We start from the raw sequence: 15933 nt of genomic DNA, 5'->3' as shown, positions 1-15933 counted from the left end.
TCCTCGCACCAAGGATCTTCCCATCATGACCTTCCTACCCGACTTCATTGACGTGGGGCAGCCCCGGCTCGTCCGGATCTGGCAAAACATTCGTGGCGACGTGCGACGCATCGGCCTGCTCCTGCTGGTGGGTGCGCTGGCGCTGGCCGCCATGCGGCTCGTCCCCTGGCAGGGGACGCCCGGTGACCTGCTCTCGATGCTGGTGTTTGTGCTCGTGGCGATGTTTGCCTGCGCCCATCTGCTGCGTCGCATTATGTTACCGACCGTGCAGCTGGGGGCGTTGGCCGATCGCGCCGCCGCCGAGCCCTTGGCCGCCGCGATTGTGTTCCTGGCCATTGCCGTACTGCAGACCGGCATGCTGCTGGCGCTGGTCATACTATTTGCAACGCCGGGGCACGCTGCCGGCCTTCCCCCTGGCCTGCCGGAAAAGGCCTATCGCAATCTGCCCATCGTACTGGCCGAACAGCAGCGCTACTGGCCCGACCATCCCGCCCGTTCCGTACTGGCGGCGCAGATCGAGCAGGAAACCTGCCCCACACTGCAAAGCCGCCAATGCTGGTCTGAACGGGCGGAACTCAGAACCCCGCGCGAACAAGGTATCGGTTTGGGCCAGATCACCCGAACCGCCCGTTTTGACGCGATGGCCGCGATTCAGCAGCAATATGCCGGACAGTTTGCCGGCTGGAGCTGGGACCAGCCCTACGATGCCCGTTTTCAGGCGCGCGCCTTGGTACTGCAGGGCAAACGCTGCTACCTGCCGATTACCGGCAGTGCCAACGTCACCGAGCGACTGGCCATGTCCCTTAATTGCTACAACGCCGGGCCGGGCATGCTGGCCATCAGTCGCACCCGTTGCGCGGTACGCGCTGGCTGCGATCCGGCGCGCTGGTTCGGCCATGTCGAACTCGCAGAAGGCCCGAGTCGCCACGCGGGCTACGGACAGCGCTCATTTCACGCCATCAGCCGTGAATACGTCAGACGGATCATGCAAGAACGCCGCCCACGCTACCGCTTTCTGGATGTCTGACCCCTCATGAATCGACTGACTCTTTTTCTCTGGATCGGCGCCAGCGCGGCGCTGGGCATGGCCAGCTTTTGCGGCGGTTACAAACTGGCCAGTGACAAGGCCGGCCTGGCCGCCAGCCGGCAATGGCAGGCTGTTCAAGCCCTGCAAACCCAGCATGAAGCCCGCTCACGCGAGATTCACACCCAGTACGCCCAGCGCGAAGCCACCTTGCGTACCCGCCTCGCCCAACAACCCCAGCAGATCATCCGCTATGTTCAAGCCCATCCTTATCGTCTTGAGCTGCCTGCTCACTGGCGCCTGCAGCACGATGCCGCTGCCGGTTTGCCCGAGCCTGCCAGCGCCCCCCGCCCCCCTGCTGATACCGCCCAGCCCGTTGATGACCTTACCGCCCTCACCACCGTTACCGACAACTACGCCCACTGCCAACGCTGGCGCCTCGACCTCGAAGCCTGGCAAGCCTGGTATGCGGCCGTGAAGGCTGTGGTGGTGGAGTAAAGGCTTTGTTCGTTGAAATTCCTGCTTTACTAATTTGGTTTCTTCGTGTCATTCATAGAATTGATTAAGGAGTGTATAGCATGTATGACTGTTTGGATAAATCCAGAGCTGATAGGGCGCAGTCTGCGCTGAATAATATTTCCCAAAGGATGGATTATAAAAAATCTAGCCGTATTTCAAATGGTTGGAGTAAAAATAGTGAAAAGCAATACGGAGAGGACTTTCGAGGGGATGGAAATCCTTCCTCTCGATTTTATGCGTGGTCTGATAATTCCCAAAATAATGAAGCGAGAAATTTTACTTCTAGAAATGGGGATTTATGGCTCTCGAATAGAGAGGATGCTAGAAATATGTATGATACTTGCAATGAGACTGGGAGCCACCGAACAGACCTTTCGGATGTGGAGGATGAGGCAATAAGTGAAGATGAGGAATCTACAACTGCTCAAGCTTCCTCTGATACAGAGACTCAGCGGAATGGTCAGTATAAATATAATTTAGATATCGAATTTCTGCACGAGCAAAAAAGCGGGACTTGTGATCTGGGTGATAGTACGTTCGGAAGGACCACGCCAAAACATGAAACAATTTTTAAAAGTTTATCGATGACTGGTAATTTAGTTAATATTTTGCTTCAGCATAGACTGGATGTTGATATAAAAATCAGAAAGAAAGATGATCTGTTTGTTGATGTTGGGGTGTTGTCTCATTTGCAGAATATAAATGAGGGAAATTGGAAAGATGTTGTGGAAGATCTGACCCCCAATGAAATGGGCAAGGCCCCAAGAAACAGATACTGGAGCAAGAAATTTGTTGAGGATCATGAAAAAAATCATGCGAGCGATGCAAAAGATGCTACAGAGAGGGGGATTGTGAATGCAAAAAAACATATAAATGATATGAATGGGGGTATTGAATTAAATGACTTGGGAGAGAGTGTGAAGAATATAGCGTACAAGATCATCCACAACGAAGATTGGAAAGATTACTATGGGATTGATCATCCCGGCGCGCCGGCACATGATCTTCGTGCAGGTGAAATACGTACCTATAATAAAGGGAAGAATGACTATTTGAATTTGGTTGAGGGAATAAAGAGGCATGCAGAAGCTAAATGGGGGGGGTGGAGAGGGAAAAAGCAAAATCAAATTATTACCGATAAGAAGAATGGGACTTTTTATAAATGATAAGTGGGTGTAGTTTAAAGGTTAATATTATGTTTTTACGAGTTGGCGTGAAGTGGCAGTGCTGATTGGTTTATCCAATTATTGGATTGGGATAGATCGCTCCCCAGGAAAATTGAGGAGGCATGTCTCTATAGTTCATGTTCTGAATGCTATTCTTGAAGTTGCTGCCCCAGGTGTGAGCTATTTTGTATTTGACACGACAAGGCGAATGTTTGTGATTGTATGTTTCTGAGGCGATCGTATTAAAAACCTTGGCGCCGGCAAAATTGGCTCTACCCCGCCTGAGGCAGAGTAAATCCTTGCTGGTAATATAAATGTCATTGCTGGCATATGGAATTATGAAATTATGTTTTGGCCATTTCTTTAGATATTCACCAATACCAATATGGGCTATCAGATCCATGGGCAGGATAATGATACCCGGAAGCATTCCAAAAGCAGCATGTATGGGCAGTTTCTTCTGGTGATTGCCAATCAAACTGAGCCGCTGTCGTAGCGCCACAGTCTGTGGAGCCCAAATGCGCCAGGCGGGCTGCGACAAGATAAGATGTTCTCACTGCAATAACCCCTCCCCGGCACCCTGCACGATACGGGAAAACGCTTCTGGCTCGTGCGACCCGCCTTCTCCGTTTCTTCTCCCATCCCCCTCGCTGCAGCTGGTGCCGGCCCGCCCTGGGCCGGCTTCAGATCTCAGCAAATTCAAGGAACAGGTTCATGGCCTTTCAAACCCCGGATGTCTACGTACGCGAGCAAGCGACGCTGCCACCCTCCATCGCCGAAGTCGAAACGGCGATCCCGGCCTTCGTTGGTTTCACCGAGAAAATGCTTGATGACGATCAGAAAGCGCTCTCGTTGCGTTACGACGAAAGCGACAAGACCAAATTGGTTGCCGATTCGATCAAGCCGCGTCGCATTACGTCGATGCTTGAATACCATCAGTACTTTGGTGGCGATTACAAAGAAGCGCTGCTGGTTAAACTGCTTCAGGCCGACCCGAAGATCGAGGACTATCGTGTTGACTCGATTCTGACGGCAGACAAGCAGTCGCTGGGCGCGCTGCCCAAGTTCTTCCTGTATCAGGCGGTCTCGCACTTTTTTGCCAATGGCGGCGGTGCCTGTTACATCGTGCCGGTCGGGCTGGCCAATGCGACGCAGACCGTCCGCGCCAGTGACTTCCAGGCTGGTCTGGCGGCCGTCGAGCAGATCGAGGAAGTCACCATGTTGCTGACGCCCGAAGCGGTGACGCTGGGCGCAGAAGATTTCTATCTGAATGTAGCGGCCAAAGCACTGGAACACGCCAAGAAGTTTCCCAGCCGCGTGGCCTTGATCGACGTGGTCGAGAATCCGCCCAAGGGCACGGTCAGCGCCACCATCAGCGCCGATGCCCAGGCTTTGCGCGACAGGTTGTCCAACCGGGATCATCTCAAGCATGCGGCCGCGTATTACCCGTATCTGATGACCTCGATTGCGCGTAGTGCCGGAAATCCACAAGTTGTGACTTTCACGCTGAAAGATGACCCCGCCAACCCCGGCAAGCAGATTGAGGAAGAGCTGGCGACGACCTCGCTCGACAAACTGGCCGGTACGGCGCGCCATACCTTGATCCAGCAGCGCCTGTCCCGCCTGTATCTGGTCTTGCCGCCCTGTGCAGCCATTGCTGGCGTCTATTCGCAGACCGATGCCCAGCATGGCGTCTGGAAGGCGCCGGCCAATGTCGGGCTGGCTCAGGTCATTGGCCCGCATATTCCTATCACCAACGACCAGCAAAAAGCGTTGAACGTGGATGTGACGGGCGGCAAGTCGATCAATGCCATCCGTGCCTTTACCGGCAAAGGCACCCTGGTCTGGGGCGCACGTACGCTCGATGGCAACGATAACGAGTGGCGTTATGTCAACGTGCGTCGCCTGTTCAACATGATTGAGGAGTCGGCCCGCAAGTCGATCAACCAGTTTGTGTTCGACCCCAATTCGCCATTTACCTGGTTGAAGATCAAGGCCATGGTCGAGTCTTACCTGCGCAATCTGTGGCAGCAGGGCGCCTTGTTTGGCGACAAGCCGGAAAAGGCGTTCTTTGTGAATGTGGGCTTGGGAAAGACCATGACACAGCAGGACATTCTCGAAGGGTTGATGAAGGTGGAGATTGGCATTGCGGCCAACCGGCCTGCCGAGTTCATCGTACTGACCTTCACTCACAAACCAATGGAAGCCTGAGAGGCCGCCGGGAATCGCTGAACGGTGGCCGTCTTGCCCGCCACGCATCCCTTGCCTGGCGGGTCGTTTTGGCCGACCCCGCTTCGCCGATCCCGGCAGTCTCCGGGCCAGGAGATCTGAATCATGGCAACGACCGCACAAGAAATCGCAACCCAATACCCGATCCCGGTTTACCGGTTTGTAGTGAGCCTCGGTGGCGAATCCATCGCTTTCTCGGAGGTATCGGGTCTGGACATTGGTTACGAGACCATCACCTACAAAGACGGCCTGGGCAGGCGCTACATGCCGGGCCAGCCGACTGACGTCAACATCACGCTCAAACGCGGGGTGGTGCGCCAGAAGAGCCAGTTTTACAAGTGGATCTCGTCGATCAGTCTCAATCTGATCGACAAGCGGGATATCACGGTAAGCCTGACTGACGAGAAAGGCACGGTACCGCTGGTGACCTGGACGGTCACCAATGCCTTCCCCAAGAAGCTCACGGCACCGAGCTTCAACGGTGGGTCGAACGAGGTAGCAATGGAGCAACTGGAACTGGTGGCAGACGACGTCACCATCGAGTTCCACTAAGCCCCGGCGGGCACCGTGGCCAGTGCCGGCTACCGGTCGGGCGGCGGTGCCCCAAACATCAAGGACACGCCTCATGGCCAAATCCAAATCCCGGCATGAAGCCGCGCTGGCCCTGCGCTTTCGCTTCGCCGTGTTCATCACCGTCGGCGGCGTGCCCATGCTGACGGACCTGCGTTTTCAATCAGTGGACGGTCTGGACCTTTCTCGGGGGATTTCCTGGCAAAACAGCCAGCCATTTCTGCTCAAGGATACCCAGGTCAAGACCCTCAGCCTCAAGCGTGGGGTGACGTCCATCCTCAATGGCGATTTGTCTGCGCTGAATGTCGCCAATGCCGGACAGGTAGCGCTGTGGCAGGACCGTCTGGTGGCCTGCGATCTGTTGGTGGTCAATCTCAACCGCATCAACGTGCCGCAGGCGGCCTGGCTGATCAGCAATGCTGTGCTCAAGCATCTGTCCTGGGGATCGATGGAAGGCGATGCCAACGAAGTGCTGATTGAAAAGATGTCTTTTGACTACACCCAGATACGGCCCTTTGTCTTATGAGCATCCATATCCGCGAAATCGATATCTGCCTCAACGAGGAAACCCCCGGGTTCCCGGATGGCGCCGGCAAGGCCGGTGCTGCCGGGTCTCCCGGTGTGACGCCCTCCGGGGGGCTTGATCCCAATCTTCGACGCGAGCTGATTTCGCTGATCGAGGACATCCTGCAATCCCGAAGGTGGTAAATCATGACCTCTCTTGTTTCGAAGGTTGGCACCGGTCTGCTCAAGGCCAAGTCAACCAGCGGCCCCGAACTGACCATCCAGGCATTTATCGACGAAAAACGTAGTCGCAAGGCGGGTAGTGCCCTGTCGTTTGCCTATCTGCCGGATTCACTGAAATTCAGCGTCGGGCATCAACTGGCAACGCAGGCTCTCATAGGCGAGATCAGTGGCGCGGCCAGTTTTCAGCACAGCCAGAGCGCCGAGATGAGCGTTACCTTGCTGCTCTCCGAGGTTTACTACCGCAACATCGTTGGTTTTACCGTCGGCCCGCGCGGCGACGGGGCCATCAACAAGCAGCTGAAAGCCCTGATGAAGGCGGCTTACCAGCTCAATGGCGCCACGCATCGTCCCAACTTTCTGACCGTCAAGTGGGGAAAGATGCCGCTGGGCGACGATGTGGGCGGGGGCTTCAAGTGTCAGCTGAAGAAATTGCAGGTCCGTGAGAAGCACTCCAACCGGAAGGGGATACCGACGTATGTCGAAGTTGATTGCACCTTTGTCGAGGTGTTGTCTCCTGCCGAACGGGAAAAGAAGGGCAAGAAGAGTTCACCCGACCTGACGCACGAGCGGCAGGTCGTGGCCGGGGATCGTCTGGATCATAAGACCTGGCAGATTTACGGCACGCCCATCCATGCCTTGAAAGTCGCCCGCCTTAACGATCTGGACCACCCGCGTGAGCTGGCAGCGGGCAGTGTGCTGCGCTTTCCTCCTTATCAGGATCAATCATGAGCGGCCAACTGCGTATCGAATTGAATATCGGCGGCCAGACGCTGAGCCAACTCGGGCCGGTGCCGAATCTACGGCTCGAAACCATGGCCAATCAGCCAAGCCGGCTTTGGGTGACTTTGACCGAGCAGCGCAGCAGCCAGGGCAAGTTTTCGCTGGCTGACAACACCCGGCTCAAAGTCGGGGGCAAGGTGACGCTGAAGCTGGGCTACGAGGGCGATGGCGGGGCGACCGAGGTGTTTCGCGGCAAGATCGTCAGCCGGGCCTTCAAGGTTGACAGCCAGGGCATGAGTGTTGAGTTGAACTGCGCCTGCAGTGCCATCGGCGCGACCGAAGGGGTGCTGAACAAAGCCATGGCGGGGCCGATCAAAGACGAGGTCTTGATCAGGAATGTGCTGAAGCAGGCGGGCATCACTCTTGGAAAAGTCGCAGACGGGCTGCTTGAGCACAAGCAGATGGTGTTGCCGCCCGTCAATGCCTGGCAGTTTGTCCGGCAGCGGGTAGCGGCCAATGCCTGTGTGCTGATCAGCCGCTTGGGCAAGGTGGAAGTGGTCAGGCCAGCGCTGACTGGCGTCAAGCACACCCTGCAGCTTGAGATCCAGAACATCCTGGGCCTGCAATTGCTGCAGGATGGTCGCCATCAAGTCAACAGCATCGCGCTGACGGCCTGGCAGATTGCCAGTCAGTCGATGGGAACCCAGGCACTCAAAGCTGCGGGGTCTCAAGCGGGCGCTGCCGGCAAGGCTTTGGGGCGCGGTCGTTTCCGTCGGGTGCTGGATCACTGTGCCAGCCCTGCAGTCTTCGCCAAGCAGGCCGAAGCAGAGGTCCTGGCCCGCGAGCTGGATTTCCGGCGTGGAACGGTGATCGTGCCGGGGCGGGCGGACATCGAAGTCGGCCAGGTGCTGAGCCTGCAGAAACTGCCGACCTCGGTGGCGGGTGACTACTGGGTAAGCGGCGTCTGTCATGTGGCCGATGGCAATGGCTGGCGTACTGAAGTCACGCTGGGCCTGCCTTACCACCGGTTTTTTCCGGAAGCGTCTGGATATGCCCAAGGCGTGATGCTGGCCACGGTGGAACCCTATAAGGACGACCCGGAAAAATTGCTGCGCCTGCCGGTGAAACTGCAGGGGCTACAGCCGGATAGTGCCGTTCTGTGGGCGCGCTTGGGGACACCGCTGGCCGGCAAGGATCGTGGCTGGTTTGCCTTGCCGCAGCCGGGTGATGAAGTCGTGATCGGCTTTATTGGTGGTCACCATGAGGAACCGGTCATCCTGGCCTCGGTTCACAATCCCAAGCGAAAGCCGCCCTATCCCTATGGCAAAGAGGCTTATCAACATGGTCTGGTGCTCGAAAAATCCCTTCATCTGACGCTGAATAGCCAGGAGAAATCTGCCCTGTTGGCAACTGGCGACAAAACATCGCTGGCCCTTTCCGACGCCAAAGGCATCGAAGCCAAGCGCGACAAGGCCAGCCTGGCATTGCTCGATGGCGTGACCGTCAGCAACCCCGGCAAAACCACCAAGATAGCCGCGCAGAAGATCCAGCTGGACAGCAAATCGACCGTGGATATCAAGGTTGCCCAGTTTGTGAATGTGCAATAACGGCGGAGATTCTTTTCGCCTCCCTTCCTTTCAAGGATTCCCATGCAAGATCCCTCATTTCTCGGCAGAGGCTGGACCTTTCCGCCAACTTTCATCCGGCCTGGCCTTTCTCCGCACATGGTGGAAGGCGAAGCACTGGTCGAACAATCCATTCGCTCGATTCTCGATGCCGCGCTGGGCGAGCGGGTGATGCAGCCGGACTTTGGCTCGCTGCTGGCAGATTTCATGTTCAGCGACCTCACCACCGAAGCGCAGGAGCAGCTGCGCCAGAGCGTGACCGACGCGCTGGTCTGGCAGGAACCCCGGATCGACCTGGAGCTGGTCGATGTGGATAGCGATGGGGAAGTGCTGAGCATCCGCATCGACTACCTGATCCGTAACACCAACACCCGCTCCAACCTGGTCTACCCCTTCTACCTGCGGGAAGCCCTGGCATGAAGCGCGTACTGCGGACGACTGACCTGCTGACGGCTGCCAGCCCGATAGGCCCTGCCATGCTGATCGGCAAAGCGGAAATCCCGCTGCAGGGAACGGGCAAAAAATGGCGTGACAAGGGCACCAGCCTGTTTGTGCAGGGCGATGAAGCCCGCGTCATGCTGCCGGGAGCGTATACGGCGGGTGCTTACAGTATCCCTGGCAATCTGCTGCTCAAGATTGATGGCCCGCCGACCCTCTCCCGAAAACTCAAGGTGGGCGGCAAATGGGCCGTGCTGGCCGATCCGGTCAATCTGAAAGGAAAGCCCGCACCGCCTGCCATCCAGCCAGGGCCAGCGCCGACGCCCGATGGAAATGGCAACTACCCTGGCCAGAAGGCCGGCAAGTTCCTGCAGCCCAAGGCCAAGACCCGCAGTATCTAGGCGCTGTTGACCTCCGGTTTGCAGTCGCGCCGGGGCGCGTACCGTGCGCCAATGCCCGCTCCTTCCTCGCTCTCTTCCCCCCTCAAATCCCTACTTCCTCCCCCATGAGACAATTTACCGATCCAAGTCGCTCCAGTCCTGGCAGCTTGCAGGAACAGCGTGGTTTGCCTGCGCAGTCTGCCAGTCATTTCTCTGTGGAAGAGCGCAGCGCATCTGACTGGCTGGCGCTATGGCAAGCCCTTGCAGGCCGTATGCACTTTTTTAACCAGGACAATCTGCCTGACGGCAATTGGCAGGCGCTGTTACCGGCCCCCGAGCACTGGCCAGCCTTGCAGGCCTGGGTGAGCGATGGCACGCCGCTGCCTGCCGCATTGCTGGCCGAAACGGCCAACCGGCCGGATCTGGCCCTGCTGCTGGCCTTTCTGCGCCTGCAGCGTTTTCCGGCCCAGGCCTTTGCCAATCTGACCGAGGCGCACCGTCAGTACTACTATCAACAGGTGCTGGGCTTGACGCCGCGCCCCGGCCGCCCTGACGAATCTGATCTGATTCTGACCCTCAACCCCGATGCCAGCCCCTATACCCTGCCGGCCGGTACCCGTTTCAGTGCCGGCAACGATGCCAATGGCGATGAACTGATCTATGCCTCGGTGGATGCCCTGCCGCTGAACCATGCCCGGGTGGCGAAGGTGCTGACGGTGGGCCAATCCCACCGCGACCACCATGGCCGCAAGTTGTCACGGTTGATACGGACGGTGGTGCGGGATGAAAAGGCGGAGGTGGACTGGCATAGCGTGCCGGTACTGGGCAAGGAGGCCTCGGAAGATGAACACGATCGGGTGTTCCTGCCCGGTTGGCAGCTGCAGTCCCCCTTGCTGTGGCTGGGGGGTGGTGAACGCAGCATCAGCCTGATTCTGCAAGGACAGGACGCGAAAGCCCTGCGGGAATTGCTCGGAGGAGACAGCAGTAAGCTCGCCACGGCATTCAACCATTACTGGCAAGCGAGTGTCAGCGGCCAGGACGGCGCTTTTTCGCTTGAAAATGCCGAGCTGGACTGGAGCCCCGGTGCGGCAGCTGCCGTAGAGACACTGACCATCCGCTACAAGCTGTCGCCGCTGGACCCGCCTGTCTGCGGTCAGCCGGGGTCAGACCCCTATCTGAGCTTTACCCTGCGCAGCCAGCCACAAACGGTAACCGGTCTCGACAGTCATCAGGACGGATGGGTCGAGAATTACGACGCCTGGCAATACCTGGCCTTTGTCGAAACAGGCGACCGTGCCTTGCGGTTGCGGGTGGAAGTTGACGGTTTGATGCCGGCTGCGTTACGCAGTGATCAGGGTGGGCTGGATACGGACACGCCGTTTGAACCGTGGGACTACCAGCCACGTCAGGGGGCGCGCCTGTTGTTCACCCATTCGGAAATCGCCGGCAAGACGCTGGAGCGGCTGCAGCTGCAAGTGACATGGCAAGACCGGCCCGCCAGTTTGCTGGGGCAGAAGCCGGAAGACTACTACGGGCCCTATCGCAGTTATCTGTTTCCCGATACGGCCAGTCAGCCCGGCAATGGCGGCGGGACACCACCGGGCGGACCCGCCCCCCAGCCCGTGCCGCCACCGCCGTGGCCGGTGCCAAGGGTCAGGCTGCGCGATGCGCGCGGGGCCAGCCTGCCGGCCGTCAACGAGGCGGGGGTGCTGATTCTCAACCAGGACATCGACCTGCTGAGATTCAATCTCAAAGCCGCTGCCAATGTTTTCTTTCCCCCGAAAAGCAAGGTGCCGGACCTCTCCGGCCTGCAGGAGGCGAGTGCCGATGTCCGCGACTGGCCCCATTGGTTCGCCCTCGAATGGAGCGGGGACTCGCTCGGGCACAGCCTCTTCAGCGAGGTACAGGCCAAGTCTCAGCGCAACTATACCGAGCAGCTGATTCAATGGAGCAAGAGCGGCAAGCCGGAGGACAAGCCCCAGCTGGTGGTGGTCAACGCGCCTTACACGCCGCGTGTGTCGAGTCTGCGCATCGGCTACAGCGCCAGCGTAGAATGGCACGGCCATGCAGCGATGCAGATCTCGCAGCAGCACCCGCTGGGGCCGGTGCCGGTCAGCGCGCCGTCTGCGGGGCGCCCGGCCCGGGTGCTGGCCGAGTTGAGAACCGACAGCCATCTGTTCATCGGACTGGCAGAGCAGCCCCAGCCCGGATTGTGCGCCCTGCGTTTTGACATCAGCCCATTGGCCAGCCCGGGCGGCCAGGATGTGGCCACATTGCGCTGGCGCTACTTTGACGGGCAGCGCTGGCTGGCACTGGCGGCTGATCGATTCAACTCGACGATCGGTGCCTCCCTCCTCAACGACGGCAGCAACGATCTGCATAACAGCGGCATCGTGCAGTTGCAGCTGGCAGAAGCCCCCCTGGGTTCGGATGGCTTGTACTGGCTGGGCGTCAGCCCCGATCTGGATGGGGGCATCAACCCTCTGATGGTACCGCCGCAGTTTGCCCACCTTCATGGCATCGACACCCAGGCGCTGCGGGTCAGATATGCCGGCAGTAACGAGGCCCGCCTGGCCGAACCCTTGCCTGCGGAGAGCATCAGCGATCTTGCCAGCCCTGATGCGGCGATTGAAAAGGTCAGACAGCCCTCGCCTTCGCAGTTCGGTCTTCCAGGGGAAGAGGCGCATCGTTTCGCCTGCCGCGCCGCCGAGCGTCTGCGCCATAAAAACCGCGCCGTCACCCCCTGGGATTACGAGCGACTGCTGTTGGCCGATTTTCCGGAGCTGGCACTGGCCAAATGCCTGCGGGTCGTGGACGACGGCCGCATCGTGCCGGGGCGGGCACTGCTGATGGTCGCCCCGAGGCCCGATACCCCCGGACAGTTGCAACCGATGCCCTCGCGCGATCTGTCACGTCGCATCACCGAAGCCCTGAAACAGCGGATGGCGCCCGGCATCCAGCTGAGCATCTCCGCCCCGCGCTACCGGCAGATACGGTTGATTCTGAACCTGATTTTCAACCCGGCTTACGACGTTGGCCGCACCGTGGTCGAGATCAACAAGCGGCTGGTGGCGCTGCTGTCCCCCTGGCAGAAGGCGCAAGTGATCCCCTCGGATTGCTGTTATCTCAGCGAAGTGGCCAGCTTTGTGGCGCAGCAGCCGGAGGTGACCCAGGTTGTGGCCATCCGGGCCGAAAGCCGGGTCGGCACCGGGCCGTGGGAAGCTGGCAACGACCTCTGGGTGCGTACCGAAAGTGCCGATGAAATCCTGGTGCCTGCGGCCGAGCATGTGTTCGCCAAGCTGCAGTCGGTTGATGAGCCGTTTGACGGCATCGGCTGGATGACGATTGAACGGGACTTCGTCGTCGCAGTGAACGGCAGGAAACTGCTGTCCGAGCCGGGCATCGGCGGGCAGGTGCTGGGCTGGAGCCTGAGCATCGGCTGATGCGCCTTCACCCATCCCCCACCAAGGGCCCGCCCGCCCCTTGGTGGTGAACCTGATCGGCCGATTCCTGCGCTGATCTGATTTTTCCAGAAATTTTCGGTTTATCCCTTTTGCCTGTCGGCCTCGTCAGCCAGCCGGCGGGGCCGTTGCAACCTCAATCCTTGGAGATTCCGCATGACTTTGCCCTTACCGCTGACGGCGGCCCAACTCAAATCACGTTTCATGACCGGGGCCAGACCCGATGAGACCGACTATGCCATGTTGATCGATGCGGCCTTCAGTGCTGCACCGGCGCTCGAAATGCTGACCGGACGCCAGTTTGAGCTGGCAGAGCGGCTGGCGCAGGTCGAGGCCGATCTCAAGCAGGTCATCGCCGCCCTGGCCGAGATCAGGACCAGCGAGCAGGCCCCGCCAGGGCAGGAGGTGATCGATAGCCTGCAGGACAGGCTGACCGCCACCTCGGAACGACTGGCCATGCTGGAACAGCAGCAAGGACAGACCTCCAGCCTTGCCGAGCCTGCTCCGGCCGTCGCCATGCAACGGTCGGCCAGTCCGCGCCGCAAGTCCCCTAACGCCAGCCAGACCAACAAGGGCAACCATGACCGCTCCCGCAGCTGAACCCATGTTGCTTGATCCGCAACAGCCCCTGCCTCCGGAGCAGGACTTCCTTGTGCTGCGTGAAGAGGCGATCAGCAGTATCGCGACGCTGGCGGGAACCGCCTGGAGCAATGTCAATACCTCGGAACCGGGGCTGATCCTGCTGGAAGCGGCAGCCAATGCCATGACCGATCTGGGCTACCGGCTAAGCCACCCGCTGCCCGATTTGCTGGCCCCCGCGCGTGCCGATGAGCCCTGGCAGGCACCGTGGACGGCCGATGCCGTGTTGCCAAGCGCCCCGGTCAGTGACACGGATTGGCGCCTGGCAATGCTCGATGAGCCGAATCTGGCGCAAGTCCAGTTTTCCCCGCTGGTGGCAGACCGCTACAACCCCTTGTTGAAGCTGACCGTCACGCCCATCGACCTGCCTGACAACGGGGAAGAATCGTTGCGCCGCCGCATGTGGTCACGCTGGCAACGGCAACGGCCGCTTGGCAATGATCTGACAGAGGTCGTCTGCCTGAAGCCGGTTCGGCTGCGCCTGTTTCCCTCGGTGTGCCTGAAGGCCGATGCCTCGCCCGAGGACACGGTGGCGGATTTGTTGTGGGCCTGGAAAAACCAGCTGTGCCGGCGCCCGGCATTTCGCCAGTGGCCAGCGATCCCGGCCGAGCAACGTTATGACGGCCCGCTGCTGGCGCACGGCTATCTGAGCCCCGACTCCCTGGCCGAGCCGTCGTCACCGCATACCCTGCTGCTGGCCGATCTGGTCGCCTGCGCCAATCAGGTGCCCGGTGTCGAGCGCGTGCATTCGCTGCAGTTATCGGTGCCGGGCAAGGCGCTTGAGCAGTGGAAGCTGGTTCTGGCCGAGGGCACTTACCCTGAGCTGGATGTCGAGCAGACGCTGCAAAACCTGTGCGTCACGGCTGGCCCTTCCGGCCTGCCGCCTGTCACCAACCGGTCGGGATTACCGATCAGCCTGCGGGGGGATCAGGTCAGGAAACGATTGGCTGAACTGGCCAACAGGCTCGATCTGGACAGCGCCCCGGTGGGCGGCAAGCCGGCGCGCTATCGTCAGCTCCGTCGCTATCGACCCTTCAGCCACGATCTGCCGGGGCGGTTCGGCCTGTCCAGCCAGGCGGTGACGGCAGATTGCCCGGCCGCGCAGCTGGCATCCATCCGTCAGCTGCAAGCCTTTTTGCTGCTGCTGGAACAGACACTGTCCAACCAGTTTGCGCAGCTTGAATCGGTGCGTGCCCTGCTGGCCTTTCCGGCAGAAAAGCTGATCACCCCGCTGGAGAAGCTCTACGCACGCATGCTGGCCAGCGATTACCTGATGCCGCAGGAGGTGCAAGGGTTCTGGCAAGCCTTGTCTGCCTGGCCCGCCACCCTCGCGCATCAGCCCGTTGGCGGGCTGGGGGAGTTGCCCAGTTTGCTGTCGCCCGAGAATCTGGCGCACTACCAGAGCCCCACATTCGGTTATCTGACAGAGCCTCAGGGCGGAGAGCGCTGGCTGGATCGGCAGCAGCGCCGGTTGTCGCATCTGCTGGCCCGATATCAGGAAGACATGCCGGATGCCGGGCAGCTGCGTTATCGCGGCGCGTTCTCGCATTATCTCGATACCCTGATGGCCAGCTCGACTACGCCACGCATACCGCGCGAACAATTGCTGAATCGGGTGGTGCGCATCAAGTGCTTGCTGGATCTGGCGCGCTGGTTGCTCGACTACCCGGCCTTGAGCCGCGACCGCAGCCTGGGGGCCGATCTGGACAAAGGTTTCCGCAGCCGCAGCGGACTGGAGCGCCGGATCGCCGCCCGTCTGGGTATTGTGCTCGACGACACCACCCTGTCTACCGGCAACCGCGAAGGCTTTTATTTGATCGAAGGTGTGTTGCTGCGCGATATCCGCAGCAGCGTCAGCCCCGCCGACTTTGGCGGGTTCAGCACGCTGTATCTGGTATGGCCCAACTGGCCCAGCCGGTTTACCGACCCGGTATTCCGCCAGCTGGTGCAGGACACGGTGCAGGCAGAAACCCCGGTGCATCTGATTCCGGAAATGCTGTGGCTCGACCGCGAGCGCATGCAGCAGTTTGAAGTCCTGCAACGGCAGTGGCGCGGCGCGATGGCGTATCGCCCACCGCCAGCAGGGGGCACGGGCAACCCGGCGGATGAAAAGCCGGACGATGCCACGCGCCGCGAACGTCAGATCGCGCTGACCAGCGACATGAAGCGGCTGATGTCGGTGCTGACGAAGGAACGGGACGAGCAAGTGCCGTTGCCCGGCCAGCCCCCCGCCACGGATTGGTCGCGCTGGACCACCCGCATTCAACGTGACGAAGTCACCCGTAGTTTCATCATTGGTCCTCAACCCGCAGAGCCATTGCGCCATGCGGTTCCGCTGCCCGAGGGCCAGATCAACAGTGAGCCGCAACCGTTCACTGTCTCCATCCCCCCCTCCCATCCCCTCGATGCCTAACC

15 protein-coding genes are annotated in these 15933 nt (G+C 59.7%); 14 read left to right on the top strand and 1 reads right to left on the bottom strand.

Translation table 11 applies throughout. From position 1 onward, the window contains the following. The first annotated feature begins 25 nt into the window (after positions 1 to 25). From PZA18_RS15535 to PZA18_RS15525, 3 genes are all read left to right on the top strand, one after another. Positions 26 to 1027, top strand: a complete 1002-nt coding sequence (locus PZA18_RS15535; protein WP_284101778.1) for a lysozyme family protein — start codon at positions 26 to 28, stop codon at positions 1025 to 1027. 6 nt (positions 1028 to 1033) lie between these two features. Beyond that, positions 1034 to 1522, top strand: a complete 489-nt coding sequence (locus PZA18_RS15530) for a hypothetical protein (RefSeq protein ID WP_284101777.1) — start codon at positions 1034 to 1036, stop codon at positions 1520 to 1522. 80 nt (positions 1523 to 1602) lie between these two features. Continuing rightward, the gene (locus PZA18_RS15525) at positions 1603 to 2709 is read left to right on the top strand and encodes a hypothetical protein (RefSeq protein ID WP_284101776.1); all 1107 of its coding nucleotides are present in this window, start codon (positions 1603 to 1605) and stop codon (positions 2707 to 2709) included. A 70-nt stretch (positions 2710 to 2779) separates the two neighbouring features. On the opposite strand, the gene PZA18_RS15520 is transcribed toward PZA18_RS15525, so the two are convergent. Further along, on the bottom strand, positions 2780 to 3250 hold the full coding sequence (locus tag PZA18_RS15520) for a hypothetical protein (RefSeq protein WP_284101775.1): 471 nt from the start codon (positions 3248 to 3250) through the stop codon (positions 2780 to 2782). Positions 3251 to 3423: 173 nt separating this feature from the next. Here PZA18_RS15520 and PZA18_RS15515 point away from each other — a divergent pair, with 173 nt between their 5' ends. The 11 genes from PZA18_RS15515 (at position 3424) to PZA18_RS15465 (ending at position 15931) form a co-directional block, all read left to right on the top strand. After that, complete coding sequence (locus PZA18_RS15515; RefSeq protein ID WP_284101774.1) at positions 3424 to 4920, top strand: phage tail sheath family protein; 1497 nt, start codon at positions 3424 to 3426, stop codon at positions 4918 to 4920. 123 nt (positions 4921 to 5043) lie between these two features. After that, positions 5044 to 5490 carry a phage tail protein gene (locus PZA18_RS15510; protein WP_284101773.1) on the top strand — a complete coding sequence of 149 codons (447 nt, stop codon included), beginning with the start codon at positions 5044 to 5046 and terminating at the stop codon, positions 5488 to 5490. 73 nt (positions 5491 to 5563) lie between these two features. Continuing rightward, a complete protein-coding gene (locus PZA18_RS15505) occupies positions 5564 to 6034 on the top strand; it encodes a phage tail protein (RefSeq protein ID WP_284101772.1) in 471 nt (156 codons plus the stop codon). Further along, on the top strand, positions 6031 to 6216 hold the full coding sequence (locus PZA18_RS15500) for a hypothetical protein (RefSeq protein WP_284101771.1): 186 nt from the start codon (positions 6031 to 6033) through the stop codon (positions 6214 to 6216). Before PZA18_RS15505 ends, PZA18_RS15500 begins: the two co-directional genes overlap by 4 nt. A 3-nt stretch (positions 6217 to 6219) precedes the next feature. Next, a complete protein-coding gene (locus tag PZA18_RS15495; protein WP_284101770.1) occupies positions 6220 to 6984 on the top strand; it encodes a CIS tube protein in 765 nt (254 codons plus the stop codon). Further along, positions 6981 to 8582 (top strand): phage baseplate assembly protein V, encoded by a 1602-nt coding sequence (locus PZA18_RS15490; protein ID WP_284101769.1) that lies wholly within the window; start codon positions 6981 to 6983, stop codon positions 8580 to 8582. Before PZA18_RS15495 ends, PZA18_RS15490 begins: the two co-directional genes overlap by 4 nt. Before the next feature lie 42 nt (positions 8583 to 8624). Beyond that, entirely contained in the window at positions 8625 to 9020 is a 396-nt protein-coding gene (locus PZA18_RS15485; protein ID WP_284101768.1) for a GPW/gp25 family protein, read from the top strand. Further along, on the top strand, positions 9017 to 9439 hold the full coding sequence (locus tag PZA18_RS15480; RefSeq protein ID WP_284101767.1) for a hypothetical protein: 423 nt from the start codon (positions 9017 to 9019) through the stop codon (positions 9437 to 9439). Before PZA18_RS15485 ends, PZA18_RS15480 begins: the two co-directional genes overlap by 4 nt. 104 nt (positions 9440 to 9543) lie before the next feature. Beyond that, positions 9544 to 12861, top strand: a complete 3318-nt coding sequence (locus tag PZA18_RS15475) for a baseplate J/gp47 family protein (protein WP_284101766.1) — start codon at positions 9544 to 9546, stop codon at positions 12859 to 12861. Positions 12862 to 13035: 174 nt separating this feature from the next. Further along, on the top strand, positions 13036 to 13479 hold the full coding sequence (locus tag PZA18_RS15470; RefSeq protein ID WP_284101765.1) for a hypothetical protein: 444 nt from the start codon (positions 13036 to 13038) through the stop codon (positions 13477 to 13479). Continuing rightward, entirely contained in the window at positions 13460 to 15931 is a 2472-nt protein-coding gene (locus tag PZA18_RS15465) for a hypothetical protein (protein ID WP_284101764.1), read from the top strand. Before PZA18_RS15470 ends, PZA18_RS15465 begins: the two co-directional genes overlap by 20 nt. Positions 15932 to 15933 lie beyond the last annotated feature (2 nt).

The sequence above is a fragment of the Parachitinimonas caeni genome, from assembly GCF_030129945.1.
In the GTDB taxonomy this organism is placed as follows: Bacteria; Pseudomonadota; Gammaproteobacteria; order Burkholderiales; family Chitinimonadaceae; genus Parachitinimonas; species Parachitinimonas caeni.
This window is presented reverse-complemented; position numbering and strand designations above follow the sequence as displayed.

Excerpts from the sequence above, each read along its gene's own strand:
- PZA18_RS15535 (WP_284101778.1), top strand. The coding sequence starts at position 26 with ATGACCTTCCTACCCGACTTCATTGACGTGGGGCAGCCCCGGCTCGTC.
- PZA18_RS15530 (WP_284101777.1), top strand. The coding sequence starts at position 1,034 with ATGAATCGACTGACTCTTTTTCTCTGGATCGGCGCCAGCGCGGCGCTG.
- PZA18_RS15525 (WP_284101776.1), top strand. The coding sequence starts at position 1,603 with ATGTATGACTGTTTGGATAAATCCAGAGCTGATAGGGCGCAGTCTGCG.
- PZA18_RS15515 (WP_284101774.1), top strand. The coding sequence starts at position 3,424 with ATGGCCTTTCAAACCCCGGATGTCTACGTACGCGAGCAAGCGACGCTG.
- PZA18_RS15510 (WP_284101773.1), top strand. The coding sequence starts at position 5,044 with ATGGCAACGACCGCACAAGAAATCGCAACCCAATACCCGATCCCGGTT.
- PZA18_RS15505 (WP_284101772.1), top strand. The coding sequence starts at position 5,564 with ATGGCCAAATCCAAATCCCGGCATGAAGCCGCGCTGGCCCTGCGCTTT.
- PZA18_RS15500 (WP_284101771.1), top strand. The coding sequence starts at position 6,031 with ATGAGCATCCATATCCGCGAAATCGATATCTGCCTCAACGAGGAAACC.
- PZA18_RS15495 (WP_284101770.1), top strand. The coding sequence starts at position 6,220 with ATGACCTCTCTTGTTTCGAAGGTTGGCACCGGTCTGCTCAAGGCCAAG.
- PZA18_RS15490 (WP_284101769.1), top strand. The coding sequence starts at position 6,981 with ATGAGCGGCCAACTGCGTATCGAATTGAATATCGGCGGCCAGACGCTG.
- PZA18_RS15485 (WP_284101768.1), top strand. The coding sequence starts at position 8,625 with ATGCAAGATCCCTCATTTCTCGGCAGAGGCTGGACCTTTCCGCCAACT.
- PZA18_RS15480 (WP_284101767.1), top strand. The coding sequence starts at position 9,017 with ATGAAGCGCGTACTGCGGACGACTGACCTGCTGACGGCTGCCAGCCCG.
- PZA18_RS15475 (WP_284101766.1), top strand. The coding sequence starts at position 9,544 with ATGAGACAATTTACCGATCCAAGTCGCTCCAGTCCTGGCAGCTTGCAG.
- PZA18_RS15470 (WP_284101765.1), top strand. The coding sequence starts at position 13,036 with ATGACTTTGCCCTTACCGCTGACGGCGGCCCAACTCAAATCACGTTTC.
- PZA18_RS15465 (WP_284101764.1), top strand. The coding sequence starts at position 13,460 with ATGACCGCTCCCGCAGCTGAACCCATGTTGCTTGATCCGCAACAGCCC.